Origin of the sequence: Clostridium sp. AF28-12 (genome assembly GCF_003435225.1) — a bacterium.
Classification (GTDB): domain Bacteria; phylum Bacillota; class Clostridia; order Lachnospirales; family Lachnospiraceae; genus Pilosibacter; species Pilosibacter fragilis.
Map to the genome: position 1 here is coordinate 102,181 of NZ_QWGJ01000005.1, position 24,404 is coordinate 126,584.

General features: G+C 50.2%; 21 protein-coding genes and 1 tRNA gene. 9 read left to right on the forward strand and 13 right to left on the reverse strand.

Annotation, left to right across the window (positions count from 1 at the left end; all coding sequences use genetic code 11):
* The first annotated feature begins 279 nt into the window (after positions 1-279).
* The 4 genes from DWY93_RS06335 to glgB all read left to right on the forward strand — a co-directional run bounded on the left by DWY93_RS06335 (position 280) and on the right by glgB (position 4,309).
* Positions 280-615 carry a metalloregulator ArsR/SmtB family transcription factor gene (locus tag DWY93_RS06335; RefSeq protein WP_015552883.1) on the forward strand — a complete coding sequence of 112 codons (336 nt, stop codon included), beginning with the start codon at positions 280-282 and terminating at the stop codon, positions 613-615.
* Between the two features lie 179 nt (positions 616-794).
* Complete coding sequence (locus tag DWY93_RS06340; protein ID WP_117471201.1) at positions 795-1,025, forward strand: YaaL family protein; 231 nt, start codon at positions 795-797, stop codon at positions 1,023-1,025.
* A gap of 5 nt (positions 1,026-1,030) precedes the next feature.
* Positions 1,031-2,368 carry an alpha-amylase family glycosyl hydrolase gene (locus tag DWY93_RS06345; RefSeq protein WP_117471194.1) on the forward strand — a complete coding sequence of 446 codons (1,338 nt, stop codon included), beginning with the start codon at positions 1,031-1,033 and terminating at the stop codon, positions 2,366-2,368.
* A gap of 3 nt (positions 2,369-2,371) precedes the next feature.
* On the forward strand, positions 2,372-4,309 hold the full coding sequence (gene glgB, locus DWY93_RS06350; protein ID WP_117471193.1) for a 1,4-alpha-glucan branching protein GlgB: 1,938 nt from the start codon (positions 2,372-2,374) through the stop codon (positions 4,307-4,309).
* 245 nt (positions 4,310-4,554) lie between these two features.
* On the opposite strand, the gene DWY93_RS06355 is transcribed toward glgB, so the two are convergent.
* From DWY93_RS06355 to DWY93_RS06380, 6 genes are all read right to left on the reverse strand, one after another.
* Positions 4,555-4,914, reverse strand: a complete 360-nt coding sequence (locus tag DWY93_RS06355) for a DUF1667 domain-containing protein (RefSeq protein ID WP_117471192.1) — start codon at positions 4,912-4,914, stop codon at positions 4,555-4,557.
* 3 nt (positions 4,915-4,917) lie between these two features.
* On the reverse strand, positions 4,918-6,186 hold the full coding sequence (locus DWY93_RS06360; RefSeq protein WP_117472020.1) for an FAD-dependent oxidoreductase: 1,269 nt from the start codon (positions 6,184-6,186) through the stop codon (positions 4,918-4,920).
* 17 nt (positions 6,187-6,203) lie between these two features.
* Positions 6,204-7,640, reverse strand: coding sequence for an NAD(P)/FAD-dependent oxidoreductase (locus DWY93_RS06365; RefSeq protein ID WP_117471190.1), 1,437 nt, complete (start codon positions 7,638-7,640; stop codon positions 6,204-6,206).
* A 215-nt stretch (positions 7,641-7,855) separates the two neighbouring features.
* Positions 7,856-8,569 (reverse strand): MIP/aquaporin family protein, encoded by a 714-nt coding sequence (locus DWY93_RS06370; RefSeq protein ID WP_015552874.1) that lies wholly within the window; start codon positions 8,567-8,569, stop codon positions 7,856-7,858.
* A 188-nt stretch (positions 8,570-8,757) separates the two neighbouring features.
* The gene (glpK, locus tag DWY93_RS06375; protein ID WP_015552873.1) at positions 8,758-10,254 is read right to left on the reverse strand and encodes a glycerol kinase GlpK; all 1,497 of its coding nucleotides are present in this window, start codon (positions 10,252-10,254) and stop codon (positions 8,758-8,760) included.
* Positions 10,255-10,342: 88 nt separating this feature from the next.
* The gene (locus DWY93_RS06380; protein WP_117471189.1) at positions 10,343-10,912 is read right to left on the reverse strand and encodes a glycerol-3-phosphate responsive antiterminator; all 570 of its coding nucleotides are present in this window, start codon (positions 10,910-10,912) and stop codon (positions 10,343-10,345) included.
* Between the two features lie 613 nt (positions 10,913-11,525).
* On the opposite strand from DWY93_RS06380, the gene DWY93_RS06385 reads away from it, so the two are divergent.
* The gene (locus DWY93_RS06385) at positions 11,526-12,221 is read left to right on the forward strand and encodes a response regulator transcription factor (protein ID WP_015552872.1); all 696 of its coding nucleotides are present in this window, start codon (positions 11,526-11,528) and stop codon (positions 12,219-12,221) included.
* An 11-nt stretch (positions 12,222-12,232) separates the two neighbouring features.
* Positions 12,233-14,527: a HAMP domain-containing sensor histidine kinase gene (locus DWY93_RS06390; RefSeq protein WP_117471188.1), complete on the forward strand. Its 2,295-nt coding sequence runs from the start codon at positions 12,233-12,235 to the stop codon at positions 14,525-14,527.
* 79 nt (positions 14,528-14,606) lie between these two features.
* Here DWY93_RS06390 and DWY93_RS06395 read toward each other — a convergent pair whose 3' ends face one another.
* From DWY93_RS06395 to DWY93_RS06405, 3 genes are read right to left on the reverse strand one after another with little or no spacing between them, the layout of a single operon-like run.
* On the reverse strand, positions 14,607-15,731 hold the full coding sequence (locus DWY93_RS06395) for a M20 family metallopeptidase (protein WP_117471187.1): 1,125 nt from the start codon (positions 15,729-15,731) through the stop codon (positions 14,607-14,609).
* A 48-nt stretch (positions 15,732-15,779) separates the two neighbouring features.
* On the reverse strand, positions 15,780-17,135 hold the full coding sequence (locus DWY93_RS06400) for an MATE family efflux transporter (RefSeq protein WP_117471200.1): 1,356 nt from the start codon (positions 17,133-17,135) through the stop codon (positions 15,780-15,782).
* A 5-nt stretch (positions 17,136-17,140) separates the two neighbouring features.
* Positions 17,141-18,307 (reverse strand): M20 family metallopeptidase, encoded by a 1,167-nt coding sequence (locus DWY93_RS06405; protein WP_117471186.1) that lies wholly within the window; start codon positions 18,305-18,307, stop codon positions 17,141-17,143.
* 333 nt (positions 18,308-18,640) lie between these two features.
* Between DWY93_RS06405 and larE the strand changes: the two genes are divergently transcribed.
* Entirely contained in the window at positions 18,641-19,471 is an 831-nt protein-coding gene (larE, locus tag DWY93_RS06410) for an ATP-dependent sacrificial sulfur transferase LarE (protein WP_117471185.1), read from the forward strand.
* A gap of 170 nt (positions 19,472-19,641) precedes the next feature.
* On the opposite strand, the gene DWY93_RS06415 is transcribed toward larE, so the two are convergent.
* On the reverse strand, positions 19,642-19,896 hold the full coding sequence (locus DWY93_RS06415) for a hypothetical protein (RefSeq protein ID WP_021904031.1): 255 nt from the start codon (positions 19,894-19,896) through the stop codon (positions 19,642-19,644).
* Between the two features lie 121 nt (positions 19,897-20,017).
* Here DWY93_RS06415 and DWY93_RS06420 point away from each other — a divergent pair, with 121 nt between their 5' ends.
* Positions 20,018-21,232 (forward strand): metallophosphoesterase, encoded by a 1,215-nt coding sequence (locus DWY93_RS06420; protein WP_158553035.1) that lies wholly within the window; start codon positions 20,018-20,020, stop codon positions 21,230-21,232.
* 60 nt (positions 21,233-21,292) lie between these two features.
* A complete protein-coding gene (locus DWY93_RS06425; protein ID WP_117471183.1) occupies positions 21,293-22,468 on the forward strand; it encodes an amidohydrolase in 1,176 nt (391 codons plus the stop codon).
* A gap of 67 nt (positions 22,469-22,535) precedes the next feature.
* Here the strand turns inward: DWY93_RS06425 and DWY93_RS06430 are convergent, their stop codons facing one another.
* The 3 genes from DWY93_RS06430 to trxA form a co-directional block, all read right to left on the reverse strand.
* Entirely contained in the window at positions 22,536-23,504 is a 969-nt protein-coding gene (locus tag DWY93_RS06430; RefSeq protein WP_117471182.1) for a P1 family peptidase, read from the reverse strand.
* A gap of 260 nt (positions 23,505-23,764) precedes the next feature.
* A tRNA-Lys gene (locus tag DWY93_RS06435) sits at positions 23,765-23,837 on the reverse strand.
* A 193-nt stretch (positions 23,838-24,030) separates the two neighbouring features.
* Positions 24,031-24,348, reverse strand: coding sequence for a thioredoxin (gene trxA / locus DWY93_RS06440; protein WP_117470992.1), 318 nt, complete (start codon positions 24,346-24,348; stop codon positions 24,031-24,033).
* Between the last annotated feature and the right edge of the window lie 56 nt (positions 24,349-24,404).

The window sequence follows — 24,404 nt, forward strand, 5'->3', positions numbered from 1 at the left end:
ATCCGGGCATCCGGCGAAGCTGCCGGTCATACATCTGCTATCTAGAAATGAAGAACTCATTTCTGAATGTGCCCCTATTATCTCTGAATTTTGGCCGAAAGTCAATTTCAGTTTCGTAAAATCAAGGTGCCATTTTTCGTCAAATTTTACCAAAAAATATTATGTCACCCATCATTTTCCAGAAATGTTGAACAATTCATTGACGCAATTCAGGAAAAATGGTAAAATGCAATTAAGTTTAAATTTTTAAACCAAAACATTCCGGAAAGGAGAGAATTCATGATCTCAGAAAATCTTCTGGGCGATATCTTTGAAGAGTGCATTCCTTTATTTATTGCGCTCGGTGACCGAACAAGACTGACGATCCTGCAGTGTCTCTTTGAGACACAGACCACTGGTGAAGGACGGATCCCCGGCTTAAATGTCAACGAGATCACGGACCGGACAAGTCTCTCCCGTCCAGCTGTTTCTCACCATTTAAAGATTTTAAAAGATACCGGCCTGATCGATGTTTTAAGAAAAGGCGTGTGCAATTATTATTATCTCACAAACAAAAGCGCCATCGACAAGCTCGGTCGTCTGAAAGAAGAGCTTGAAAAATATCCGGAATCCTGAATATTCCGGGTGAATGATCCTCATACTACCAATTACAGAAACTTCTGGTTTTCTCCACAGACAGACGCGCCGCGATCCGGCAAAGCCTATCTGTGAACAAAATTCGGCAAAACAGCCTTCGGCCGCCTGAAACAGACTGCTGTTGGCACTATCCGTAAAGGAATTGGGGTATGATATTTATGTTTTTTTCGAAAAAAAATGCTTCCAAACAGGCTTACCGCCGGGAAACAAATGAACTGAAGCGCCAGATCGAGCTCAGCAAAACGGCGATCTTATCCGCCCAGAACCAGTTCGAACAGGTCGTTGACCCGACCTTAGTCGACTGCTATATCTATGAGCTGAACGCCGCGCAGCTCCGGTATCAGTTTCTTCTCCGCCGCCTGAAAAAACGGGAGCTTCAGGAGGTCTGATAACCATGCATACCTGGTACGAACAGGCTGTCTTTTACCATATTTATCCCCTTGGACTTTTGGGGGCAGAAAAAACAAACACGCTCACAGAGACCGCCCACCGGCTCACGGAGCTTGAGTCCTGGATCCCGCATATCAGCGACTTAAATGGCTCCGCGATCTACATCGGACCGCTCTTTGAGTCCTGCACCCACGGCTACGATACAAAAGATTTCCGTCTCGTGGACCGCAGACTTGGTTCCAACGAAGATTTTGCCCGTTTTGTGCGCCTCTGCCATGAAAACGGAATCCGCGTTGTGGTGGACGGCGTCTTCAACCATACCGGACGTGAGTTTTTCGCTTTCCAGGATATCCGCGAAAAGCGGGAAGCTTCCCCGTATAAGGACTGGTACCGCGGCGTAAACTTCGGCTGGGGAAGCCCTTTGGGTGACCCATTCGGCTACGAGGCCTGGCAGGGACATTTCGAGCTCCCCTGCTTAAATCTCTGGAACCCGGAGGTCCGCCAGTATCTGTTTGACTCGATCCAGTTCTGGGTCGACAACTTCAATATCGACGGGATCCGCCTGGACTGCGCGAACGTCCTGGATTTCGGGTTCATGAAAGAGCTCCGGGAAAAGACCTCCGCCATGAAACCTGATTTCTGGCTCATGGGCGAGGTGATCCACGGCGAATATAACCGCTGGGTGAACCCGGAAATGTTGCATTCCGTGACAAACTATGAGCTTCACAAGGCGCTCTACTCCGGTCACAATGACCACAACTACTTTGAGATTGCCCACAATGTGCGACGTCTGGAGGCGGTGGGAAGATCGCTTTACACCTTTGTGGACAACCACGACGAGGACCGGATCGCAAGTAAATTAAACAACCTGGCAAACCTGTTTCCGGTGTACCAGCTTCTCTTCACTCTCCCCGGAATTCCTTCTGTCTATTATGGAAGCGAGTGGGGAATTGAAGGAAAGCGTTCCAGAACATCCGATGAGGTCCTTCGCCCGGCACTCAACCTGTCTGACATGCTTGGAAAAGCTCCGGAGCTCGCGTCCCACATCGCGGCACTCGGAAAAATCCACACAGAAAATGACGCGTTTCACAACGGCTCCTACAAGGAACTTCTCCTCACGAACCGCCAGTATGCTTTCAGCCGGTCCGGGGAACATGGAACCGTGATCTCCGCTGTCAATAATGATGAACAGCCGGCATCCATCTCGATCCCGCTGCCATGCGCAGCCTCAGATGTTGTATCCCTGCTGCCCGGAGAGATCCCATTCTCCCTCGAAAACGGCAGACTTTCCGTCACGCTCCCGGCAAACGGCGGCGCGATCTTTAAACTTCAGGAGGTTTAAGTGATGACAAGAACAAAGAAAACCACAGCTCCTGCCAAAACAAAGGAGATCGGTCTCGGTTTCATCACCGAACTGGACCGGTATCTCTTCGGACAGGGGACCCATTATAAAATCTTCGAAAAACTTGGTGCACATCCAAAGACTTATAAGGGGAAAGCCGGAATGTATTTTGCCGTCTGGGCTCCCCACGCAAAGGCCGTCGGTGTTGTGGGCGATTTCAACGGCTGGGATCCGGACGCCGCACCGATGTCCCCGTTAGCTGACTCCGGAATCTACGAGGCGTTTATTCCCGGCGTCGGTCTCGGAGAACTCTATAAATTCGCGATCACCACACAGGAGGGAATGATCCTGTTCAAGGCTGACCCGTATGCGGTCCATGCGGAATTCCGTCCGGGAACCGCTTCTATCACAGAAGACATTAACGGCTTCAAATGGGATGACGCAGCCTGGATGGAGACAAGAAAAAAAGCTGATCCTGTGAAATCCCCGATGGCAATCTACGAGGTCCATCTCGGTTCCTGGCGCAAGAAAGACCGTCCACAGAAGGAAGGTTACTATACATATATGGAAGCTGCCCACGAGCTGGCTGATTATGTAAAGAAGATGGGCTACACCCACGTAGAACTCATGGGAATTGCGGAACATCCATACGACGGTTCCTGGGGCTATCAGGTTACCGGCTACTACGCGCCGACTTCCCGTTACGGCACTCCAAAAGAGTTCATGTACTTTGTGAACTACCTCCACAAAAAAGGGATCGGTATCATCCTTGACTGGGTTCCGGCCCACTTCCCGAAGGATGCCCACGGACTTGCCGACTTCGACGGTCAGCCGCTCTATGAATACGCAGATCCGCGAAAGGGCGAGCACCCGGACTGGGGCACAAAGGTCTTCGATTACAGCAAAAATGAGGTCAAAAACTTCTTGATCGCTAACGCCCTCTACTGGGTAGAGAACTTCCACGTTGACGGTCTCCGCGTAGATGCCGTTGCGTCCATGCTGTATCTGGATTACGGCCGCAGCGACGGAAACTGGGTTCCGAATAAGTACGGTGAAAACAAGAACCTCGAGGCTATCGAGTTCTTCCGCCACTTAAACAGCGTACTCACCGGGCATCTCACCGGTGCCATGATGATCGCCGAGGAGTCCACCGCATGGCCGGGTGTCACAAAACCGCCGGAAGAGGGAGGTCTCGGCTTCACCTTCAAGTGGAACATGGGCTGGATGCATGATTTCCTGGAGTACATGAAACTGGATCCATATTTCAGAAAATTCAACCACAATAAGATGACATTCGGCATCACCTACGCCACCAGTGAGAATTATATCCTGACGCTGTCCCACGACGAGGTCGTTCACCTGAAGTGTTCTATGATCAACAAAATGCCGGGCTTAAATGGCGACAAGTTTGCGAACCTGAAAGCCGGATACACCTTCATGATGGGGCATCCGGGAAAGAAGCTCCTGTTTATGGGCCAGGATTTCGGTCAGTATCATGAGTGGGATGAGAAAGTTTCCCTCGACTGGTATCTCGCCGACGAGCCTCTTCACAAAGACCTGCAGAAATATTACAGCGACCTGCTGCATGTATACCAGAAATATCCGGCACTGTGGCAGCTGGATTCCGACTGGAACGGTTTCCAGTGGATCAACGCCAACGACGGTGACCGCAGCATCTTCAGCTTTATCCGCCGTGACGAGACGGGCAAAAAGAACCTCTTATTTGTCATCAACTTCACGCCTGTTGCCCGTGATGATTACCGGGTAGGCGTTCCGAAATCCGGAACCTACTCCCTGATTCTGGATTCCGGGCATGGGCTCTACAAGCGCGGCGAGCATGCGTTCTCCGCCCGCTCCAAGAAGCGCGAGTGCGATGGCCAGCCATACTCCTTTGCGTATCCGCTGCCGGCATACGGGGCTGCGATCTTTAAATTCAACTAAAAATATATGTTTTGCAAGTAACATATCCGTCCTGGATCCACTAAAAACAGATTCAGGACGGATGTTCTGATTTTCACAAGCAGCACACCCAGATACATATTTCAGGAAATTTTGACGCATGCAGCTTTGTTGCAATTTCCCAAATAAAAAGGCACTGCCCGCCTCCCATTCTACTCAGAAACGGTAAGCGGACAGCACCCTAATCATCACCTATATTTCTTGCATTTACTGACCTTTATTTTCTCTTACACCACATTCTTCGTCGCCACAACATCAACTCCCGTTCCGGCAACGTCCTTCATGATCACATCCCCGATATGCACCGGGGCAGCAACCTCGACTGTCTTTAACGCTTTCACACAGTCAAAGATCTTTCCCTTCGGAATATCTTCCTTCGTCTTCACCGACACCATGTCGATACTTCCGCCGGATACCCGCACTGTGGAAGTCACGATCCTTGTCGGGTTTGTCACTTCTTTCCGTCCATAGATCTCGCCGCGCTTGCAGGTATTTCCCGTCACGCTTACGACATCACCGCCGTCCATCGTTACGACAAGAGGACAGCCCATCGGACAGCCGATACATGTTAATCTTCTTTCCTCCATCGTCTATGCCTCCTCGATTTTGACCGTGATCATCTCAAGATCCGGATATTTCAAAAGGTCTGCCTTTTTGAGTTTCAGTTCCTCCATCTCCCCCGGTGCCACGACCGGACGTTTTCTGTGGATCACACGCTCGTCACCGAAATACGCGCTCACATAGCAGTTCTTATAAACACCGCCCACGCGGAAACGGACGGTCAGCTCCTCATCCATTCTCGCCGGATCGATGGTTCCCGGAACTGTGTATCGCACGCCTTCGATCGGATTTAGGACGATCTCATGTCCGCCGGACGGACGGTTCTCGCCCTGTTTCACGTAGGCCGCCGCGTTCTTTCCGGCGATCGCAGCTTCCTCAGATACAAAATCCACGAGATCGTGGACATGAAGTACATTTCCGCAGGCGAAAACACCTTCAATATTTGTTTCAAGACTCTCATTGACCTTCGGTCCGGATGTCACCGGGTTCATGTCCACGCCCATTCCTCTGGATATCTCATTCTCCGGGATCAGTCCGACGGAGAGAAGCAGCGTATCACAGCTGTATTCCTCTTCCGTTCCGGGAATCGGCTTTCCTTTTCCGTCTACCTGGGCCAGTGTAATTCCTTCCAGTCTCTCTTTTCCCTTGATGTCCACAACGGTGTGGCTCAACTTTAACGGGATTCCATAATCATCGAGACACTGGACGATATTTCTCTTTAATCCGCCGGAATAAGGCATCAATTCCGCAACGACCTTGACTTCCGCGCCTTCAAGTGTCATACGTCTCGCCATGATGAGTCCAATATCTCCGGAACCTAAGATCACGACTTCGCGTCCCGGCATATATCCCTCAATGTTTACAAGTCTCTGGGCCGTACCTGCAGAGAAGATTCCCGCCGGTCGATATCCGGGAATATTTAAAGCGCCTCTCGACCGCTCTCTGCATCCCATTGCGAGGATCACTGCCTTCGCCCGGATCTCAAAGAGACCTTCCTCCCGGTTCATGGCCGTCACGATCTTCTCCTCACTGATATCCATAACCATAGTGTTCAGTTTATACTCGATATTTAATTCTTCTGCCTGTTTAATAAACCGTCCCGCGTACTCCGGACCCGTGAGTTCTTCCTTGAAGGTGTGGAGTCCAAAGCCGTTATGAATGCACTGGTTTAAAATTCCGCCTAACTCCCTGTCACGTTCCAGGATCAGAATACTCTCGATTCCGTTTTTTTTCGCGGAAACTGCAGCGGCAAGACCCGCCGGTCCGCCTCCGATGATCACAATATCATACGATTTCATGCTCTGACGCCTCCCTTTTATAACGAATCCTTATTGATTCCCTTGACGATCTGCGAGTTTCCGCCGGATTTTGTGATCTCAAACATGCTCTTATGGCATTCTCTCGCAAGGATCTCCATAGTTCTCGGGGAACAGAATCCTGCCTGGCAACGCCCCATTCCGGCTCTCGTTCTGCGTTTTACTCCGTCTAAGGATTTTGCACCTAAAGGTCTTCGGATCGCATCGATGATCTCGCCTTCCGTGATCATCTCGCATCGGCAGATAATATTTCCGTACTCTGGTTTTTCCTTAATTAACTGGATTCGTTCTTCCTTACTTAAAGTATTCGGATTCAGAACACCTTTTCTCGTCGCGATGAAGTTCTCTTTTTTCTTGAGATCCATCTTCTCTTTCAGGATATCCGCCACCATCTCGCCGATCGCAGGGGAGCTTGTCAGGCCCGGAGACTCGATTCCTGCACAGTCGATAAAGCCTTTCGCGTCCTCCAGCTCACCGATCAGGAATTCATGTCCGTCCTCATGGGCACGGAGTCCGGCGAAGGAAGTGATCACCTGACGCATCGGAATGTTCTTCACATTCATCTCTGCCTTTGTGATAACTTCATTTAAGCCCTCTCTCGTAGTATTGGTTCCCTCTTTATTCTCAATATCGATTGCTGTCGGTCCCACCAACAGATTTCCGTGGACCGTCGGAGTCACAAGAACGCCTTTTCCGTATTTTCCGGGAAGAGCAAACACCGTATGGCTCACATGATTTCCGGCAGTTTTATCGAGCAGACAGTAATCTCCACGTCTTGGGGTGATATGGATCTTCTTTTTGCTTACCATGTTGTGGAATTTGTCTGCGTAGACACCCGCCGCGTTCACGACATACCGCGTCTTATACGTGCCCTTGCTTGTCCGGATCTCCCAGCCGTCTTCCACCGGTCTTAAGTCGGTGACCTCCGTATCAAAATAGAATTCCACGCCGTTCGCGTTGGCATTCTCCGCCATGGCTATATTTAAGTTAAACGGACATACGATTCCGCCCGTGGGTGCGTAGAGAGCTGCACATGCCTCATCGGAAATATTCGGCTCCATCGCCCGGAGTTCTTCCCTGTTTAAGATCCGAAGATCCGGTACTCCATTTGCAATTCCCCTTTTATAGAGAGTTTCGAGACCTGACATCTCGTCCTTATGCAGACATACTACCAGCGAACCATTTCTTTTGAATGGGAAATCCAGGTCTTTCGACATCTGTTCCATCATCTCGTTTCCGCGCACATTGAGTTTCGCCATCAGGGAACCTTCCGCCGCGTCATAGCCCGCATGGACGATGGCGCTGTTTGCCTTGGAAGTGCCACAGCACACGTCCTCTTCTTTCTCCAGCACACAGATCTTTGCCTGATACCGCGACAATTCCCTCGCAGATGCCGATCCGGCTACGCCTGCTCCGATTATGATCACATCATACATTTACCGTTCACTCCTTTACATCCTGTCTCTTTTAGAAGTTTTCCGCCATATCCCACAACCTTGGGGAGCCGGCGGCATCCGTCCTTGAGAAAAAAGAGCCCGCCAAGTAAACGCATACCCTTATGCGGTTATCCTGTCAGGCTCTCTCATCTCATGCCATAATTATCTGATTGTCAAGCTGTACTGCACCGGGCACAGCCCTCTGTTATTTTATCCTACCACGGGATCGCTCCATAAAGGAGAACCGCCACGATTGCGCCGATGATCGGTCCAACGATCGGAACTACGAGACCGTAAGAGAAGTTGGAATCGCCTTTGTCCTTGATCGGAAGGACTGCATGTGCAAGACGAGGTCCTAAGTCTCTTGCCGGGTTGATCGCATAACCGGTAAGTCCGCCGAGGGACATACCTACGGAAACGATGATTCCGAATACGAAGAGTTTATCAACACCTGTGGAAAGTCCTGTTACATTGCCGATACCTTTGATCGCGAAAACGAGGATAAATGTACCGACTGCTTCGCTTAAAATGTTTAATCCAGTGTTCGGGATCGATGGACCTGTACAGAATACGCCAAGCTTTGTTCCCGGATCTTCTGTAGCGTCAAACTGTCCCTTGAAGAGCAGGTAAACGATCGATGCGCCGACAAATGCACCTGCCAGCTGTGCGATCACATATCCGGGCACCATAGACCATGCGAAGCTTCCCTCTACTGCCAGTGCGATCGTGAGCGCCGGGTTGAAGGACGCGCCGGAAGCTTCTCCGAAGATAAATGCCGGTACCAGAACCGCAAGGCCCCATGCCAGTGTGATCTGGACAGCTCCTGCACCTTTCATTCCGGACTTGTTGAGGTTTACGTTTGCAACAACACCATCACCGAGGATGATAAGCATCATGGTTCCAAGAAACTCTGCAATATAAGGCAGCATAGAAAATCCCCCTTTTTGTTGTTTTAGGCATCTCCGGCTTTCGTTCCCCTCAAAAGCCGGAGACAGTTTTCTGCTTTTTCAAAACTTTCTGATTTGTTCCCGCAACTTCGGGTAATGATTCCCATTCAAGTCCATTTTTTACAAGCCGCACGTCTTACCCAAAACCTTTTCCTCATTTAATATCTGGTTTAATCTTCTTTTGCCCAGCCGTAAGCGTATTTCACAGCCTTATTCCATCCCTTGATCCTTTTCTCTCTCTCAGCAGCCTCGATCTTCGGCTCAAAGGTCTTATCGATCGCCCAGTTCTTGATAACGTCTTCCTTGCTGCTCCAGTAACCAACTGCGAGACCTGCAAGATAAGCGGCACCCATAGCGGTTGTCTCTACACACTGCGGACGGTTCACCGGTGCGTTGATGATATCGGCCTGTGTCTGCATTAAGAAGTCGTTGGCACTTGCGCCGCCGTCAACCTTAAGAGCCGCAAGCTCGATACCGGAATCTGCCTTCATCGCTTCCAGAACGTCATTTACCTGGTATGCGAGAGATTCCAGAGTCGCACGGATAATGTGGTACTTATTGACACCACGGGTGATTCCTACGATCGTTCCGCGCGCGTACTGATCCCAGTGCGGAGCTCCGAGACCTGTGAATGCCGGTACAACATAGCAGCCGTTCGTATCTTTTACTTTCTTTGCCATGTACTCGGAATCCGGTGCGGAGTCGATGATCCTCAGTTCATCTCGGAGCCACTGAATCGCAGCGCCTGCAACGAAGATGGAACCTTCGAGAGCGTAATTGACTTTGCCGTCTAATCCCCATGCGATCGTTGTGACAAGGCCATTCTTCGAGAAGATCGGCTTTTCACCTGTGTTCATCAGCATGAAGCAGCCTGTTCCGTATGTATTCTTTGCCTCACCAGGAGTAAAGCAGGTCTGTCCGAACAGTGCGGACTGCTGGTCGCCGGCAGCACCTGCGATCGGGATCGGTCCGCCGAGGTAAGACGGGTCTGTCTCACCGTAAATGCAGCTTGACGGCTTCGGCTCCGGGAGAATGCACTTCGGGATATCGAGTTCCGCTAAGATCTCATCGTCCCACTGCAAAGTATTGATATTGAAGAGCATTGTACGGGACGCGTTGGAGTAGTCTGTAACATGGACCGCTCCCTTTGTGAGTTTCCAGATCAGCCATGTCTCGACTGTACCGAATAACAGCTCGCCCTTCTCTGCTCTTTCCCTTGCGCCCGGCACATTGTCAAGCAGCCATTTTACCTTTGTTCCTGAGAAGTACGCATCAATCACGAGACCCGTTTTCTCCCTGAACTTGTCAGTCAGGCCTTTTTCCTTTAAGGTGTCGCAGTATTCCGATGTTCTGCGGCACTGCCAGACGATCGCGTGATGGATCGGCTCTCCGGTATTCTTATCCCAGACGATCGTTGTTTCACGCTGGTTCGTGATACCGATGGCCGCGATATCCGACGCGGTGGCACCGATCATATTCATTGCCTCTACAGCAACCCCCAGCATACTTGCCCAGATCTCGTCTGCATCGTGCTCTACCCAGCCCGGCTTCGGGAAGTACTGGGTAAACTCTCTCTGCGCTACACTGCACATCTCACCTTTTTCGTTGAACAGGATACACCTGTTGCTGGTTGTCCCCGCGTCGAGTGCCATTACATACTTTGCCATACCAATTCCTCCTTCAATATAGTTTTTCCCATGCTTTATCTCAACTGCCCTTTTCCCGGCATTGAAACAGCTTGTGTTATCATTCTATTCACAGCTTCCAGACTTCATGATTCGTAGATGAAACTGCCATCGCTCCCGCTGAGAGGGCGCTCATAACGGATTCTTTCTCGGAGATCAGTCCACCCGCGATGATCGGCGCTTTCGACACCTTACACATCTTTGAGATGACCTGCGGCATGATTCCCGGAAGAACCTCGATATAATCCGGCTTCACCTGATGCTGCTGCTGTCTTAAATTTTCATACGCCATGGAATCCAGTAAAAAGCACCTCTGGACCGTTATGAAATTCAGTTCATTTCCCCTTCTGATCAGTGGGACCTTTGTACTAATGATCCCATCTGCCTCTGTCGACATTTTAATGAAGTCCACCACGATCTCCTTGCTGCTTAAACCCACGATCAGGTCTACATGCACGATCACGATCTTCCCGGCGTCCTTTAAACGTTTTACGATCGTCCGGATCGTACAGATATCGCCGAACAGGACAAATACCACGCGGATCTCTTCCAGCGAACAGCAAAGCTCCAGATCATCCATGTTTTTGATCGCTGCGATGATCGGGTTTTCTTCCAGTGCCTGATAAAAATAATGTTTCACTAAACTTTTCTCCATTTCTCAAAAAGAAAAGGAGCGCACCAAGCAACAGCTAATCGTTAGCTGATTACATTTTGCTCTCCTATCACGGCTTCTTTTTTAAGTTAATTCAATCATAGCACATTGCACAATTATTATCAACCATTTCACATTAAAATATATATTTTGTACAATTCTCACAAAGTTTTATATATTTTTTTATTGTTTTAACCTCTTGTGCAATTATTTATTCTTCTATTTCACAACATTATACACAAATTTTTACGTTCGTATTTTTTTACCTATGTCACTGCATCAAATCGCCGCGTTGTATCAAAAGCTTTTCTGAACTGAAAATTCCGTATGATACCGTTATGGCCGCGGATTTTGCCGATTCGGAATGCGAAGCATCGGCAAAATCCTGTTACAGTGCGCGGGCATGGAGTATCCGTGTACTGTAACACTCCTTTACATCTCTACATAAAAATTTAAGAACGTTCCTTATGTTTTTGCGTCATTTTTATGCTATACTGGATTATGATGTATTTTTTCTTTGATTTGATTTTTTCGTAACTGGAAACATGGTCAGTTACGATTTTTCATCTTTTATTATGTTTGATATGAGGAGGAATCGATTATGCCAACCATTCTCGTCTGCGATGACGACAAACAGATCGTAGAAGCGATCAATATTTATCTGACCGGCGAAGGTTTCAATGTAATTAAGGCCTACGACGGCTACGAAGCGCTGGAGCTTCTGGAGAAGAATGAAGTAAACTTAATGATCGTGGATGTCATGATGCCGGGTCTCGACGGGATCCGCACCACACTTAAGGTCCGCGAAACCAGCAGTATCCCGATCATCATCCTCTCCGCGAAATCCGAGGATACCGATAAGATCTTAGGGTTAAACATCGGCGCTGACGACTACATTACAAAGCCGTTTAACCCATTAGAACTCGTAGCCCGCGTGAAATCCCAGCTCCGCCGCTACACCCAGCTCGGCAATTTGAACCAGCAGGGCAGCTCCCAGGTCTACAAGTGCGGTGGACTGATGATCAACGATGAGAACAAGGAAGTTACCGTCGACGGAGAGCCGATCAAGCTGACACCGATCGAATACAACATCCTGCTTCTTCTCGTAAAGAACGCGGGGAAAGTTTTCTCTATTGATCAAATTTATGAAAAAATCTGGAATGAAGACGCAATTGGCGCGGATAATACCGTTGCGGTCCACATCCGCCACATCCGCGAGAAGATCGAGATCAACCCGAAAGAACCCCGCTACTTAAAGGTAGTCTGGGGCGTCGGCTATAAGATCGAGAAACAGTAAGGAGAGTCCAGATGGCAGAAAAAAAGACAAACTCATTCTTCAAGCGTCTCGTCGGCTTCCTTCACTTTCTCTTTGCCTGCGTGACACTCGTGGGGATCGGGTTCATGTATTTAAACAGCAACTACGGGCGCGGTCTGGACTGGATCAAAACGGAGACCTTCGAACAGTCCCCGGATTTCAGCAAAAAGGTTCAGGCGGATATCACAAATATCTTTGATTATGTCCAGTATCAGGATATTTTTGAATCCAACGGCGAGGTCGACTACTCCAAGATCGTTCTGGAAGTCACCACGGGACCTGGCGGTGAGAAATCCTATACTCTGGACGATATTATCCAGTACGGAAAATCCCTGGGCTACTACATGGACGAGTCCGACAATTACGCGTTAAAGGGCGGTCCGGAGACGCTCTCCGAGGAAGATCAGGAACAGGTCTATGTCCGCTACCGCTGCTACCAGTCTGAGGAAGACTTAACGAGCCCGGATCAGTCTTTCTCGACGATGCCGGATCTGATATATGAGATCTTAAGGCGTTTCTCTTCCTACTACTCGATCTATTCGAGACTCATGAGCGACTTTACGAATCTCTATTTCCGCGTGGCGTACTACTCAAAAAATAATGCGATCTATGAGATCCATACCAACGCGCCGGAGATGTCCAACGATGACATTATGGCCATGGGAAGATATATCTACTATTCCGGAGACTCCAACGACCTTGCGGTCCGGACGAACTTCGAATCCAACTTTCCGAGTATCCCGGCGCTGATGTCGAAAAATAACCCGTACAACGGCAACAGCTACTATGTGGTCATCGGTCTCGACACATCCTATAAGGCGAACGATGACTATGCTCAGGCATATACCGCCTATAATAAGTCCCGCGTGAATTTCTCCAACGGACTTTATATTACGATCGCGGGACTTGCCGGTTCCCTCGTGACCTTCGCGTTCCTTCTGTTCCTGTCCGGACATGCGTCGATCTCTGACCGGACCATCACGCTTTACCCGTTTGACCGGACAAAAACGGATTTCATGCTGCTCCTGATGGCATTCGTGTCCTACCTCTGCATCCACATCATGGCGCCGGTGACATCAAAGCTCCTGCACCTGGTAGTGACATCAGATTACTGGGACCGCGCGAACCTGCTGGTGGCCTTCGGATACCTGTATTTCTGCGTCATCCTGACCTTCTTCAGCCTGATCCGCAGATACAAGGCGGAGACACTCTGGAAGAACAGCTTTCTACATGATCTTACAGAAACACTCTCCGAGAGCACGTTCCGCTACCGGATCACAATAGGCTTTGTGCTGTATCTTGCATACAACGTATTCATGATCACCGTGGGGGCATTCATGATCTTCCATCATGAAAATTCCGTTTTCCAGTTCATGCCGTTCATCTTCGTGATGATCGCCTGGATCGCCGGAAACCTTCTGGTATTCTACTTTATCTACCGGAATGCGGACCAGACTGACAAGATCCATGCCGCCATCGAAAAACTCGCCTCCGGGGAGACGAGCTACAAGGTGGATGTCAATGATTTCTCGAGTCTGGAGGCGGAACTCGCCGAAGGACTGAACCGTATCAGTGACGGTCTGGAGACAGCTCTTGCCGAACAGGTAAAGAGCGAACGCCTGAAGGCCGACCTGATCACGAACGTGTCCCACGATATCAAGACACCGTTGACCTCCATCATCAACTATGTGGATCTCATCAAGCGCCAGCACATTGAAGACCCGACGGTTCAGAAATATCTGGAGGTTCTGGATCAGAAATCCCAGAGGTTAAAGACACTGACCGAGGATCTTGTGGAAGCTTCCCGCGCAAGCTCCGGAAATATCAAGCTGGAGATCACAAATATCGATTTCGTGGAACTTGTCCAGCAGACGACCGGAGAATTTGAGGAAAAATACGCGATCCGCCATCTGGAGATCGTCAACACACTTCCGAACGAGGTCATCATGATCGAGGCAGACGGACGAAGGCTATGGCGTGTCCTTGAAAACCTCTATAATAACGCTTTCAAGTACGCGTTAGAGGGAACCCGCGTCTACGTCACGATCGAAGACCATGGCGCCGACGTTGTGTTCACGATCAAGAATGTGTCCGCAAACCCGTTAAACATCAGCCCGGATGAGCTCACCGAGCGATTCGTCCGCGGTGACGTTTCCCGAACCACGGAGGGAAGCGGACTTGGACTTTCCATCGCGAAAGACCTGACAACTCTTCAGGGCGGAAAGTTCGAGCTGATCATCGATGGCGACCTGTTTAAGGCGCAGATCACGTTTCCGATCAAAAACTAAATAGCTTCTTATAAACAGAGAGCGTACCACCTTTTTTAGGCAATACGCTCTCTGTTTATATCTTATATATTGAAATCTCTCAGATCGTCAGCACAAACGAAGCCAGCATCGCGATCCTCGGAATATACTGGTCGATCAGGATGTACTCGTTTGCGGAGTGGGCCCCGTCACCGGCTGCGCCGAGACCGTCAAGGGTCGGGATACCCATAGCAGATACCTCGTTTCCATCGCTGCCGCCGCCCACAAACTGATGGGAAAACTTAAGCCCGACCTTCTCGCCGCAGATCTTCGCCTTCTCGAAGAGCGCCATGTTCGCCTCCGTCTCCTCCATCGGCATCTTGCTGTCACGTTCGATGACTTCCCTTGTGGTTCCCGGAACCGTCGTCCTGATCTCGTTGATCGCCTTGCGGACCCTGTCTCCCTCGGCGGCTGTCTTTACGCGGCAGTCGATCTCGATCTCTGCCTCGGCCGGGACAACGTTCGGTTTTGTACCGCCACTGCAAACGCCCACATTGACGGTAGTTCCAGCCTCGTAATCTGTCAGTTTCTGGATCGCAAGGATCTCATGCGCCAGCTCCTCGATGGCGTTGATCCCCTCTTTATGGGCATTTCCCGCATGGGATGCCTTTCCGTGGATCCTTACGGTAAAGCGGACAAGACCTTTTCTTCCTGTCTTTAAATCTCCGTTCGCTGTACACGGCTCGCAGACAAGCGCCGCCTTCGCGTCCTTCGCAAGCTCACAAATGATATCGGTAGACTCAGCACTTCCGGTCTCCTCGTCACCGTTAAAGATGAATTCCAGCCTCTTTCCCGGATCGATCCCAAGATCCTTATATGCCTTTACAGTCCAGATCGCGGAAATAAGTCCGCCTTTCATGTCATAAACACCCGGCCCGTGGAGCCCATTTCCTTCTGTATAATACTTCAGCGCACCGATGAGATGTACGGTGTCATAATGACCGATAAACAGGATCTTCTCCGTACCCTTTCCATACTGGAACCGCACCGGACAGTGTCCGTTCTCCGCCTCGTAGACAAAGCAGTCCTCTCCTGTGCGCTCCTTGATCAGCATGACCAGCTTTTCCCGCACCTTTGCCAGAGCCTCAATATCTGAAGTGCTGGCCTCTGTCAGGACCAGAGATTTTAAGTCCTCAAAGATCTCCGTCTCATGTTCTTTTAAGTAAGCAAGTATTTTCTGTTCCATGATTTCTGTCCTTTCTTCTGTAATTGATACTGTATACCTATCTATATCTTACTTCTTTATCACGCGGACCTTCTTCCATTTTCCTGTCAGATACCATCCAAACGAGATCACATAATTCGCAGCCCAGCCAAGGGGAACCGCCATCCATGCTACCTGGATTCCATAAATCGGTGCAAACAGGTTCGTCACGCTGACACGGATCGCGAGATTCACGAGGTTTGCCACCGTAAATGCCGTCACATCACCTGCGCCGCGCAGCAGACCGTCCGTGGACGCCTTGAGGCCGATAAACGAGTAGAAAAACGATAAGAACTTCACATAACTGAGTCCCACCGAATATGCTTCACTGCTGCCGCTGTCAAGGAACAGGGACACGAATGCGCCTCCTGCCAGCTGGTACATCACGCAGAGCACCGCACCCGCCGTCAGGACGATCACATAGCACATCCGGTAACCTTCCTTCACCCGGTCGATCTTTCCGGCCCCCATATTCTGGGCTGTGAAGGTTGACATGGCATTTCCCATGGCGAGCATTGGCACGATGCTTAAGGACTCGATCCGCATTCCCGCGGAGTATCCGGCGATCGCCGTGGAGCCGAAGCTGTTGATCACAGACTGGACCAGCAGGATTCCGATATGGACGATGGACTGCTGCAGTGTGGACGGAACGGCGATCTTCACCATGGAGACCGCCATCTCTCCGCTGTAGAGACGCACCGGTTCCTCGGCAGGATACCCCTTTAGCTTGCGCATCAGAAGCAGGAACGAGATCACCGCCGAGATTCCCTGTGCGATCAATGTCGCCAACGCAACGCCACGGACACCCTGCTTGAAAATGATCACGAGGATCATGTCCAGCACGATGTTTAACAGGGAAGAAAAGATCAAAAGGTACAGCGGCTTCTTTGAATCTCCCAGTGCGTTGAAGATCGATGCCTGAACGTTATACATGAACAGGAACGGCAGTCCGAGAAAGTAGATCGCCAGATACAGCGCCGCATCCGAGAAAATATCCTCCGGTACGTTGACGAGATTCAGGATCCGATTGTTGAACAGGAGCCCCACTGCTGCCAGAAACGCCGCAATCCCAAGGAAATTGAACATCGTTGTGTAGACTGCCGTCTTCATCTTCGCGAGTTTTCCCGCTCCCAGAAACTGGGAGATCACCACGGAGCTTCCGATTCCGCCGCCGATGGCGATGGCAATAAAGACGTTCGTGATCGCATAGGATGCGCCAACCGCCGCTAACGCCTGTTCCCCGACGAATTTTCCTACCACTACTGAGTCCGTGATGTTGTAAAACTGCTGAAAAAGATTTCCGAGTATCATCGGAAGCACGAAGAAAAGCAGGGATTTTCCCGGATTGTCCGTCAGCATGTCATATTTTTTTCTTGTCTCTTTCATGTCTGTCAAAACGTAATGATGGAAGCCAACGCCAGTTTCGCTCTGGAAAACAGTGTCTCAGCTACCGCATACTCCTCCATTGAATGATTGTTCGCGCCCTTGACGCCCATGGCGCAAACTACCGGAACGCCTTCCGCCGCAGCCAGGCAGGAATCGGACCAGCCGCCAACTTTCTTTGTCTGCAGCTTTCCGTAACCGATCATGTCTGCCGTCTTCTGGACATGGCGGAAAAGTTCCAGATTTTTCTCCGATACCGGCATTACCGTGCTCGGCTTCGTCCAGGTCACATCTGCCGTCGTATCCGGGACAGTTCTCGTCTCCGCAATCTTTTTGATCGCCTGAAGTGTTTCCTCAAGGCGTTCAAAGCTGTCGTAGCGGATGTCGATTCCAACCTCACAGGACGCAGCCACTGCGTTTGCAACCGTTCCGCCCTGAATCACACCTACATTCACAAAAAGTCCATGTTCAAAGTCATGAAGCTTCTGGATCTCGATGATCTTATGCGCCATCTCCAAAATCGCGTTTCTTCCGCGCTGCGGATCATTTCCAGCGTGGGCCGCGACTCCGTGAACGGTGAGTGTCACACGGCAGGAACCTTTTCTTCCAACAACGAGTCCGTCATCGATAAATCCCGTCTCAAAGTTGAATGCCGCCGCGCATCCCGCGCAGAGTTTCCGGATCTCTGACTCCGCATTTGTCTGACGGTGTCCGTTCTCCTCATCTCCCGCAAAGACAACGCGGATCGGGCGTTTCCCATATCCGTACTCATGGAGCGCCTTTAAAACGTAGACAACGATCACAAGTCCCGCCTTCATATCCAGAACTCCCGGTCCGTGGGCATTTCCGTTCTCATCGATGCGGAACGGATTTTTCTCTAACGTGCCTTTCGCAAATACCGTGTCCATGTGTCCGATCAGGACGATGGGCTGGCCTGCTGCCTCTTTATTCCATACACCTGCCAGGAGGTTTCCGAAACGTTCCATCGGGATCACAGCTGTCTCCACTCCGGCACTTTCCAGTTCATCCTTTAAGACCGCACCTACCCGGTCAACGCCCTCTTTATCCGGGGTTCCGCTTTCGATAGAAACGATCTTTTCCCATAGCGACAGCATCTCGTCCCTGTGACGGTCTATATACGCGGATGTCTTCACGATTAGTCCTCTGTCTTCCATAGCCTGCATCCTCCTTGCCATTTTATTCATCTATGATATAACAAACATACTGAAATGAAAATACTGAAAATCTATAAAAATCGGGAATTCCGCCTGACGGTAACACCTTCCCGGTTACAAGCTTGACTTCTACGTCTCTGCGAATTATAATGAGTAAATTAAACCTACCATTTTACTATGAAGATATGGCCGCCCGTACGAGACTGCTAAGATAAACGCTCCGCGAGGATGCGCAGTGATTTTGATAGAAATATGTCAGCTTCTCTGACCAGAATCACGCGGCAAGTCTCACGGACGTTCAACTTGAGAATATGAAAGGACGGAGAATTCCTTATGAACAACACGATCAACGTTTCCATAGACTGCGTTCCGGCCGCACTCCGGGAATTTTTTGCGGAGCATTCTACCATCGCTCTTGCTTTTTCCGGCGGAACGGATTCCTCTTATCTTCTCTATGCCGCAAAGGCCTGCGGAGCAAATGTACATGCTTACTATGTCTCCACTCCGTTCCAGCCGCAATTTGAGTTAGATGACGCGAAGCTTCTCGCTGAATCATTACACGCGGACATGACGGTCCTGCCCTTTGATGTGCTGACGGATAAAGTCGTAAAGAGCAATCCGAAAGACCGCTGCTACTACTGCAAGAATCAGGTATTCGGCGGAATCCTGAAAGCCGCAAAGGAGGACGGCTTTACCGAGATCATGGACGGAACGAACGCCTCCGATGACGCCGGTGACCGCCCGGGCATGCGCGCTTTAAAAGAAATGAAGGTACTGTCCCCGCTGCGCCTTTCCGGAATAACAAAAACGGCACTCCGGGAATATTCCCGAAATGCCGGATTATTTACATGGAACAAGCCCGCCTACGCCTGTCTTGCGACGAGAGTTCCGTCGGGAATTTCCATCGAAGCTTCTGTATTAAGGGATGTGGAATGGGCGGAGAAATCCCTCTCCGACCTTGGATTCCGCGATTTCCGCGTCCGCGTGTACCCGGATCCCGCTGCCGCAGACCCAAAGGCCGATGCGCCGTGGTGCGCAAAACTCCAGCTCACCGAGGACATGATCCCGAAGCTTATGGAGCAGCGGAAGGAGATCTGCGCGCTCTTAAAGCAGAGATTTACGGATGTGACACTGGATCTTGTGGCGAGAACACCGTCGATGTAGGGAACGTCTCCCACATCTGTACATCAGATCTAATGCTCTGTATACGCAGATCGGCTAAAGTCTATAAAACAGGGAACGAGTATAACCGGCTTAACTTCACCGGTCATACTCGTTCTTAAAATATTTTCACCCCGAAAACTTCCGGGCCTTTTTGTATACAGGATTCCTCTCTATGTCACCTCATTCAGCCAGGCTACTGCCGCTTTGATCCCGTCCTCGCTGAACTCAAATTCCTGATACGTCTTTTTTTCATCTTCCGTCACAGAAAAAATAAACGGCCCCGGCCAGGTGATCGCCTGGATCTTATCCGGCTCGCCTTCCTCTCCGCTGATCTTCCGGATCATAAAATTCGTTCCCTTTTCACTTCCGGTAAATGTTGTCTTCTTTAAATATGGAATGGAGATCATTCCTGTCAGATCGATCATAACAACCTCTTTTCTTCTTTTCCATTGCAAATTGTTAAAGTGTTCGCTATACTTACACCATAAACCACCGTACAGGAATCATTATACACCATTCCTGTCCACGAAGCATCAGGAGTATCTCATGTTAGCTGTATTTTTATCTCCGGTCTACCTGTTATTTCAGGCATACATTCTTTTATGGCTCTACGCCTGGGCGGATTCCTGCTCCCCGGCGCTTCATTCACTGTTTTTCAGGATCCCTGTCACAGTCCTCTATCTATTTTTTGCCGTCAGCCCGCTGACCGGATTTCTGATCACAAAAGAACCACTTCACCATTTTCTCCGGGTGATCAGCAACTACTGGCTCGGCACTCTGGAATATATCCTGCTTTTTATCATCACCTTCGACGTGATCCGCCGTGTCACCGGCCATTCCTTCTTTATGAAATACCGGTACCCGGCCATGCTGCATACCATGCCGAAAAATCTAGTGATCTTTGGCGGCTTTGCCATTGGCCTGATCCTTATGGTCAGCATTTACGGTGTCCTGCATGCAAGACGGGTCTATGTGCGGCAGGATCCGGTCGTCATCGAAAAGAGTTCTTCTCTTCCGGGACTTAAGATCGCCCTGATCGCGGATCTTCACCTTGGATACAACTCCACGAAGTCCCATGTAAGAAAGATCGTAGACACCATTAACTCCCAAAATGTCGATCTCGTCTGCATTGCCGGAGATCTCTTCGACAATGATTACAACGCGATCAAGGACCCGGATGAGGTGGCTGACATTCTATCCGATATCAAGAGCCGGTACGGCACATACGCCTGCTGGGGCAACCATGACGTAAGCGAGAAGATCCTCGCCGGATTCACATTTCCACAGAAGGAAACGATCGTCCGGGACGGGCGGTTTACGGAATTTCTGCACCACGCCGGTATCACGATGCTGGAGGACGAGACCGTCTGCATCAATAATGCATTCTATCTTGTCGGCCGCCGGGATAAGGATATGGCAAAAAAAGAACAGCTCCCGCGGAAAACCTTTGCTGAGATCACCGAACCTCTCGATCCCTCACTTCCCATCATCGTCATGGATCACCAGCCGGGAGAATTGTCAGAAGCCTCCGATGCCGGTGTCGATCTGGACCTCTCCGGCCACACCCATGACGGTCAGATGTTTCCGGCAAACCTTGTGGTCCATTTTCTCTGGGAAAACGCCTGCGGAGTCCTGAAAAAGGGGGCTATGACGTCTATTGTCACCTCCGGTGCCGGTGTCTGGGGACCGGCGATGCGGGTCGGGACTAACAATGAAGTCGTGATCGCAAATGTGTCGTTTGATCCAGCCACAGACCAATAAGCTGTTGTTCCAATAAGTTGTTCCTATAAATAGTATAAACGAGAAAAACGGAGGTTTTATATGAAAGAATTTGTCAAGTCCATCACAAGCCCTTATGAAAAAGAACTGATCGAAACACGCCGTTACCTGCACCGACACCCGGAGCTCTCCTTTCAGGAGACAGACACTGCCGCTTACATCCGCAGCACCCTGAATGCCCTGGGCGTCCCGCTGATGGAAGGGATCTCCGGAACCAGCACGGTCGCTGTCATAAAAGGCGAAAAAACCGGTCCATGCATCGCGTTCCGCGCGGACATCGACGCACTCCCGGTGGAGGAAGAAAATGATCTCCCATTTAAGTCCGAGGTTCCCGGCGTTATGCATGCCTGTGGACACGATATCCATACCGCAGTCCTTTTAACCTTCGCAAAGGTCCTCACAGCCCATCCGGAGCTTGTCCGTGGAACTGTGAAGCTAATCTTTCAGGCAGCCGAGGAAAAGCTCCCGGGAGGCGCTAAGGCGCTCTGCGAGGAAGGTGTCATGAAGGATGTCGATCTCATCTATGGTTTCCACTGTGCTTCCGCGTTTCCGCTCGGCACCATCGCCGTGACTCCCCGGGCGTATTCCGCAGCGATCGGTATTTATGAAGTGAAGATCCATGGAAAGGGCGGTCATGGCGGTTATCCGCAGAATGCCTTGAACCCGGTCCCCGTGGCCTGCATGGTCGGATCTGCTTTAAACCAGATCCTGGCTGAGAAAAAGAATCCGCTGGAAGGCGGTGTTCTTACGGTTTCCTATATAAATGGCGGCCAGTATCCGAATATCATCACGGACACTGTGACTCTCGGCGGCAATGTCCGCACTTTAAACAATGACCTGATCGACAAAGTCTTTGACTCCATTCACTCCATCAGCAGGGGGATCTGCGCCGGATTCGGCCTCACCTGCGATGTGACCACGACTCTGGGCTATCCGGCAGCCATCAACGTGCCGGAGGAGATCGAAACGGTCCGCAGTGTCACAAGAGACCTCGGATATACCGTCTACGAGCGCCCGGATGCCCTTGGCGGTGAGGATTTTGCCTACTATCTTCTTGAGAAGCCGGGTGCCTACTTTCAGATCGGAATGGCTGATCCCGAACGCCCGATTACCTCTTCCCCGCACCATAACTGCCATTTCCAATTAGATGAGCGCGGAATTTCAGAGGCGCTTGAGATGGAGCTTGGTCTGTACCTGCGCGTGACAGGACAGATGTAACCGTATAGAAAAAGCGGCTGTCATATCGGCAAAGCTTTGCCGGGCAGCCGCTCTTTTTCACTCTTTTTTACAAATCCTTCGCTCCAACAAGTCCGTAGGCCGACTCCGCGCTCCTCACAGCCCTCAGGATCGCCTCCGCCATAACCTGGGCACCGAGGGTTCCGACCATATCCTGATCTGCCTTCACATCGCCCACAGACAGCGCGTAGATGCTGTCTCCGTCGGAAGAGGTATGAACAGGACGGATCGCCCGCGCATAGCCATCGTGAGCCATCCCGGCGATCTTGCAGAGGCTGCTCTTCGGGAATGCCGCGTTCGTAATTACCGCACCGATGGTCGTATTCTCTGTCGCGCCGGTGAACTTGTTCTTGATCACTTCATAGCTCTTATAAACGGCTTCTTCTGTGTCCGCAAATGTCTTCCTGTCCGCATTTAAAAGACCGGCGACCTTCTTTCCGTCCTTCCAGTCATAGATATCGCCTCTCGCATTCACCGCAACGATTGCGCCGACCTTCAGATCCCCAATCTGCACCGCATAGCTTCCGATTCCGCCCTTCATGCAGAGAGACTTGTCCCCCAGCTTTCCGACGGACGCGCCTGTTCCAGCGCCGAAGTTTCCATCCTGATAATTATTCTTCTCCGCGCCCTCACACGCCGCGTATCCCATGGCCTTATCCGGTCTCGTCTTAAAATCCCCGACCATCAGGTCAAACAGGCAGGACTCGCATACAAGCGGCACCTTCGTGATTCCCACATCAAAGCCGATCCCGCGCTCTTCCAGATACTCCATAACGCCCCCAGCCGCGTCCAGACCGAACGCGCTGCCGCCGCTGAGTAAAACTGCCTGGATCACGTCAGCTGCCGCCATGGGCTTTAAAAGCTCCGATTCCCTGGAGGCCGGGCCGCCCCCGCGGACATCCAGCCCAGCTGCCGCGCCCCGCTCGCAGATAATAACCGTACACCCGGTCCCCGCTTCTTTATTCTCTGCGCTGCCGATCCTGATGTTTTCGATCTCTGTGATCTTGATTTCTTTCATCCTTTTAATCTCCCTTTAATTACCTGTGATTCCGAAACAGGATCCCCTAAATGAGGATCCTGTTGGTAAATTTTTCATACACTTCTTCTATTTATATAGTATATCACATTTTTAAATTAAATTAAAATCATAAAATCGGGAATATATAACGGGTAACAAGTATTTGAACGAATGATATGATTATTGAATGATTCGATATCAGTGTAACAAAAAACACCGTCCCGGCGGCTTATCATCCGCTAAAACAGTGCTTTTCTTCGTGCACCTTCAGGGATTCGAACCCTGGACAAATAGATTAAGAGTCTACTGCTCTACCAGCTGAGCTAAAGGTGCTTGGTTTGTTGTTTTTCTTTGTTTTGTTTGCCTCATCCGTGGCACGTTTTGTATTATAGGATAAACCAAGAAAAAAGTCAACACCTTTTTTGAAATTTTTTTAATTTTTTTGTTTTTCAAAAAACAGGTACAAATGAAACGATTAAAAAAGCCAGCAAACATGCGGGTTTGCCGGCTTTTTTGTCCCTGTTTCTTACAACATCTCTTTGATCGCATTTTCCAGAACTTCTTTATCCTGAAGTCCAACGCTCTTGGAAAAAATTTCTCCATCCTTGAAAAGAATGATCGTCGGGATAGACATAACTCCGTAGCGGGCAGCAATATCACTGTTCTCGTCTACATCGAGTTTGCCGATCTTTACTTTTCCGTCGTACTCCTCAGCGAGCTCTTCGATCACCGGAGCCATCATACGGCACGGGCCGCACCATGTCGCAAAGAAATCCACAACTACCGGGATCTCTGAGCCCAGAACATCAGCATCAAAATTTGCGCTTGTAAATACTGTTTCCATATTATTTTCTCCTTCCATTAATATCCTGCTGCATTCAAAGCTTTTCCACCGCATTC

Excerpts from the sequence above, each read along its gene's own strand:
- larE (WP_117471185.1), top strand. The coding sequence starts at position 18,641 with ATGAACAACACGATCAACGTTTCCATAGACTGCGTTCCGGCCGCACTC.
- DWY93_RS06365 (WP_117471190.1), bottom strand. The coding sequence starts at position 7,640 with ATGTATGATGTGATCATAATCGGAGCAGGCGTAGCCGGATCGGCATCT.
- DWY93_RS06370 (WP_015552874.1), bottom strand. The coding sequence starts at position 8,569 with ATGCTGCCTTATATTGCAGAGTTTCTTGGAACCATGATGCTTATCATC.
- DWY93_RS06385 (WP_015552872.1), top strand. The coding sequence starts at position 11,526 with ATGCCAACCATTCTCGTCTGCGATGACGACAAACAGATCGTAGAAGCG.
- glgB (WP_117471193.1), top strand. The coding sequence starts at position 2,372 with ATGACAAGAACAAAGAAAACCACAGCTCCTGCCAAAACAAAGGAGATC.
- DWY93_RS06415 (WP_021904031.1), bottom strand. The coding sequence starts at position 19,896 with ATGATCGATCTGACAGGAATGATCTCCATTCCATATTTAAAGAAGACA.
- DWY93_RS06395 (WP_117471187.1), bottom strand. The coding sequence starts at position 15,731 with ATGGAACAGAAAATACTTGCTTACTTAAAAGAACATGAGACGGAGATC.
- DWY93_RS06430 (WP_117471182.1), bottom strand. The coding sequence starts at position 23,504 with ATGAAAGAAATCAAGATCACAGAGATCGAAAACATCAGGATCGGCAGC.
- DWY93_RS06425 (WP_117471183.1), top strand. The coding sequence starts at position 21,293 with ATGAAAGAATTTGTCAAGTCCATCACAAGCCCTTATGAAAAAGAACTG.
- DWY93_RS06360 (WP_117472020.1), bottom strand. The coding sequence starts at position 6,186 with ATGAAATCGTATGATATTGTGATCATCGGAGGCGGACCGGCGGGTCTT.
- trxA (WP_117470992.1), bottom strand. The coding sequence starts at position 24,348 with ATGGAAACAGTATTTACAAGCGCAAATTTTGATGCTGATGTTCTGGGC.
- DWY93_RS06345 (WP_117471194.1), top strand. The coding sequence starts at position 1,031 with ATGCATACCTGGTACGAACAGGCTGTCTTTTACCATATTTATCCCCTT.
- glpK (WP_015552873.1), bottom strand. The coding sequence starts at position 10,254 with ATGGCAAAGTATGTAATGGCACTCGACGCGGGGACAACCAGCAACAGG.
- DWY93_RS06340 (WP_117471201.1), top strand. The coding sequence starts at position 795 with ATGTTTTTTTCGAAAAAAAATGCTTCCAAACAGGCTTACCGCCGGGAA.
- DWY93_RS06335 (WP_015552883.1), top strand. The coding sequence starts at position 280 with ATGATCTCAGAAAATCTTCTGGGCGATATCTTTGAAGAGTGCATTCCT.
- DWY93_RS06400 (WP_117471200.1), bottom strand. The coding sequence starts at position 17,135 with ATGAAAGAGACAAGAAAAAAATATGACATGCTGACGGACAATCCGGGA.
- DWY93_RS06405 (WP_117471186.1), bottom strand. The coding sequence starts at position 18,307 with ATGGAAGACAGAGGACTAATCGTGAAGACATCCGCGTATATAGACCGT.
- DWY93_RS06420 (WP_158553035.1), top strand. The coding sequence starts at position 20,018 with ATGTTAGCTGTATTTTTATCTCCGGTCTACCTGTTATTTCAGGCATAC.
- DWY93_RS06390 (WP_117471188.1), top strand. The coding sequence starts at position 12,233 with ATGGCAGAAAAAAAGACAAACTCATTCTTCAAGCGTCTCGTCGGCTTC.
- DWY93_RS06355 (WP_117471192.1), bottom strand. The coding sequence starts at position 4,914 with ATGGAGGAAAGAAGATTAACATGTATCGGCTGTCCGATGGGCTGTCCT.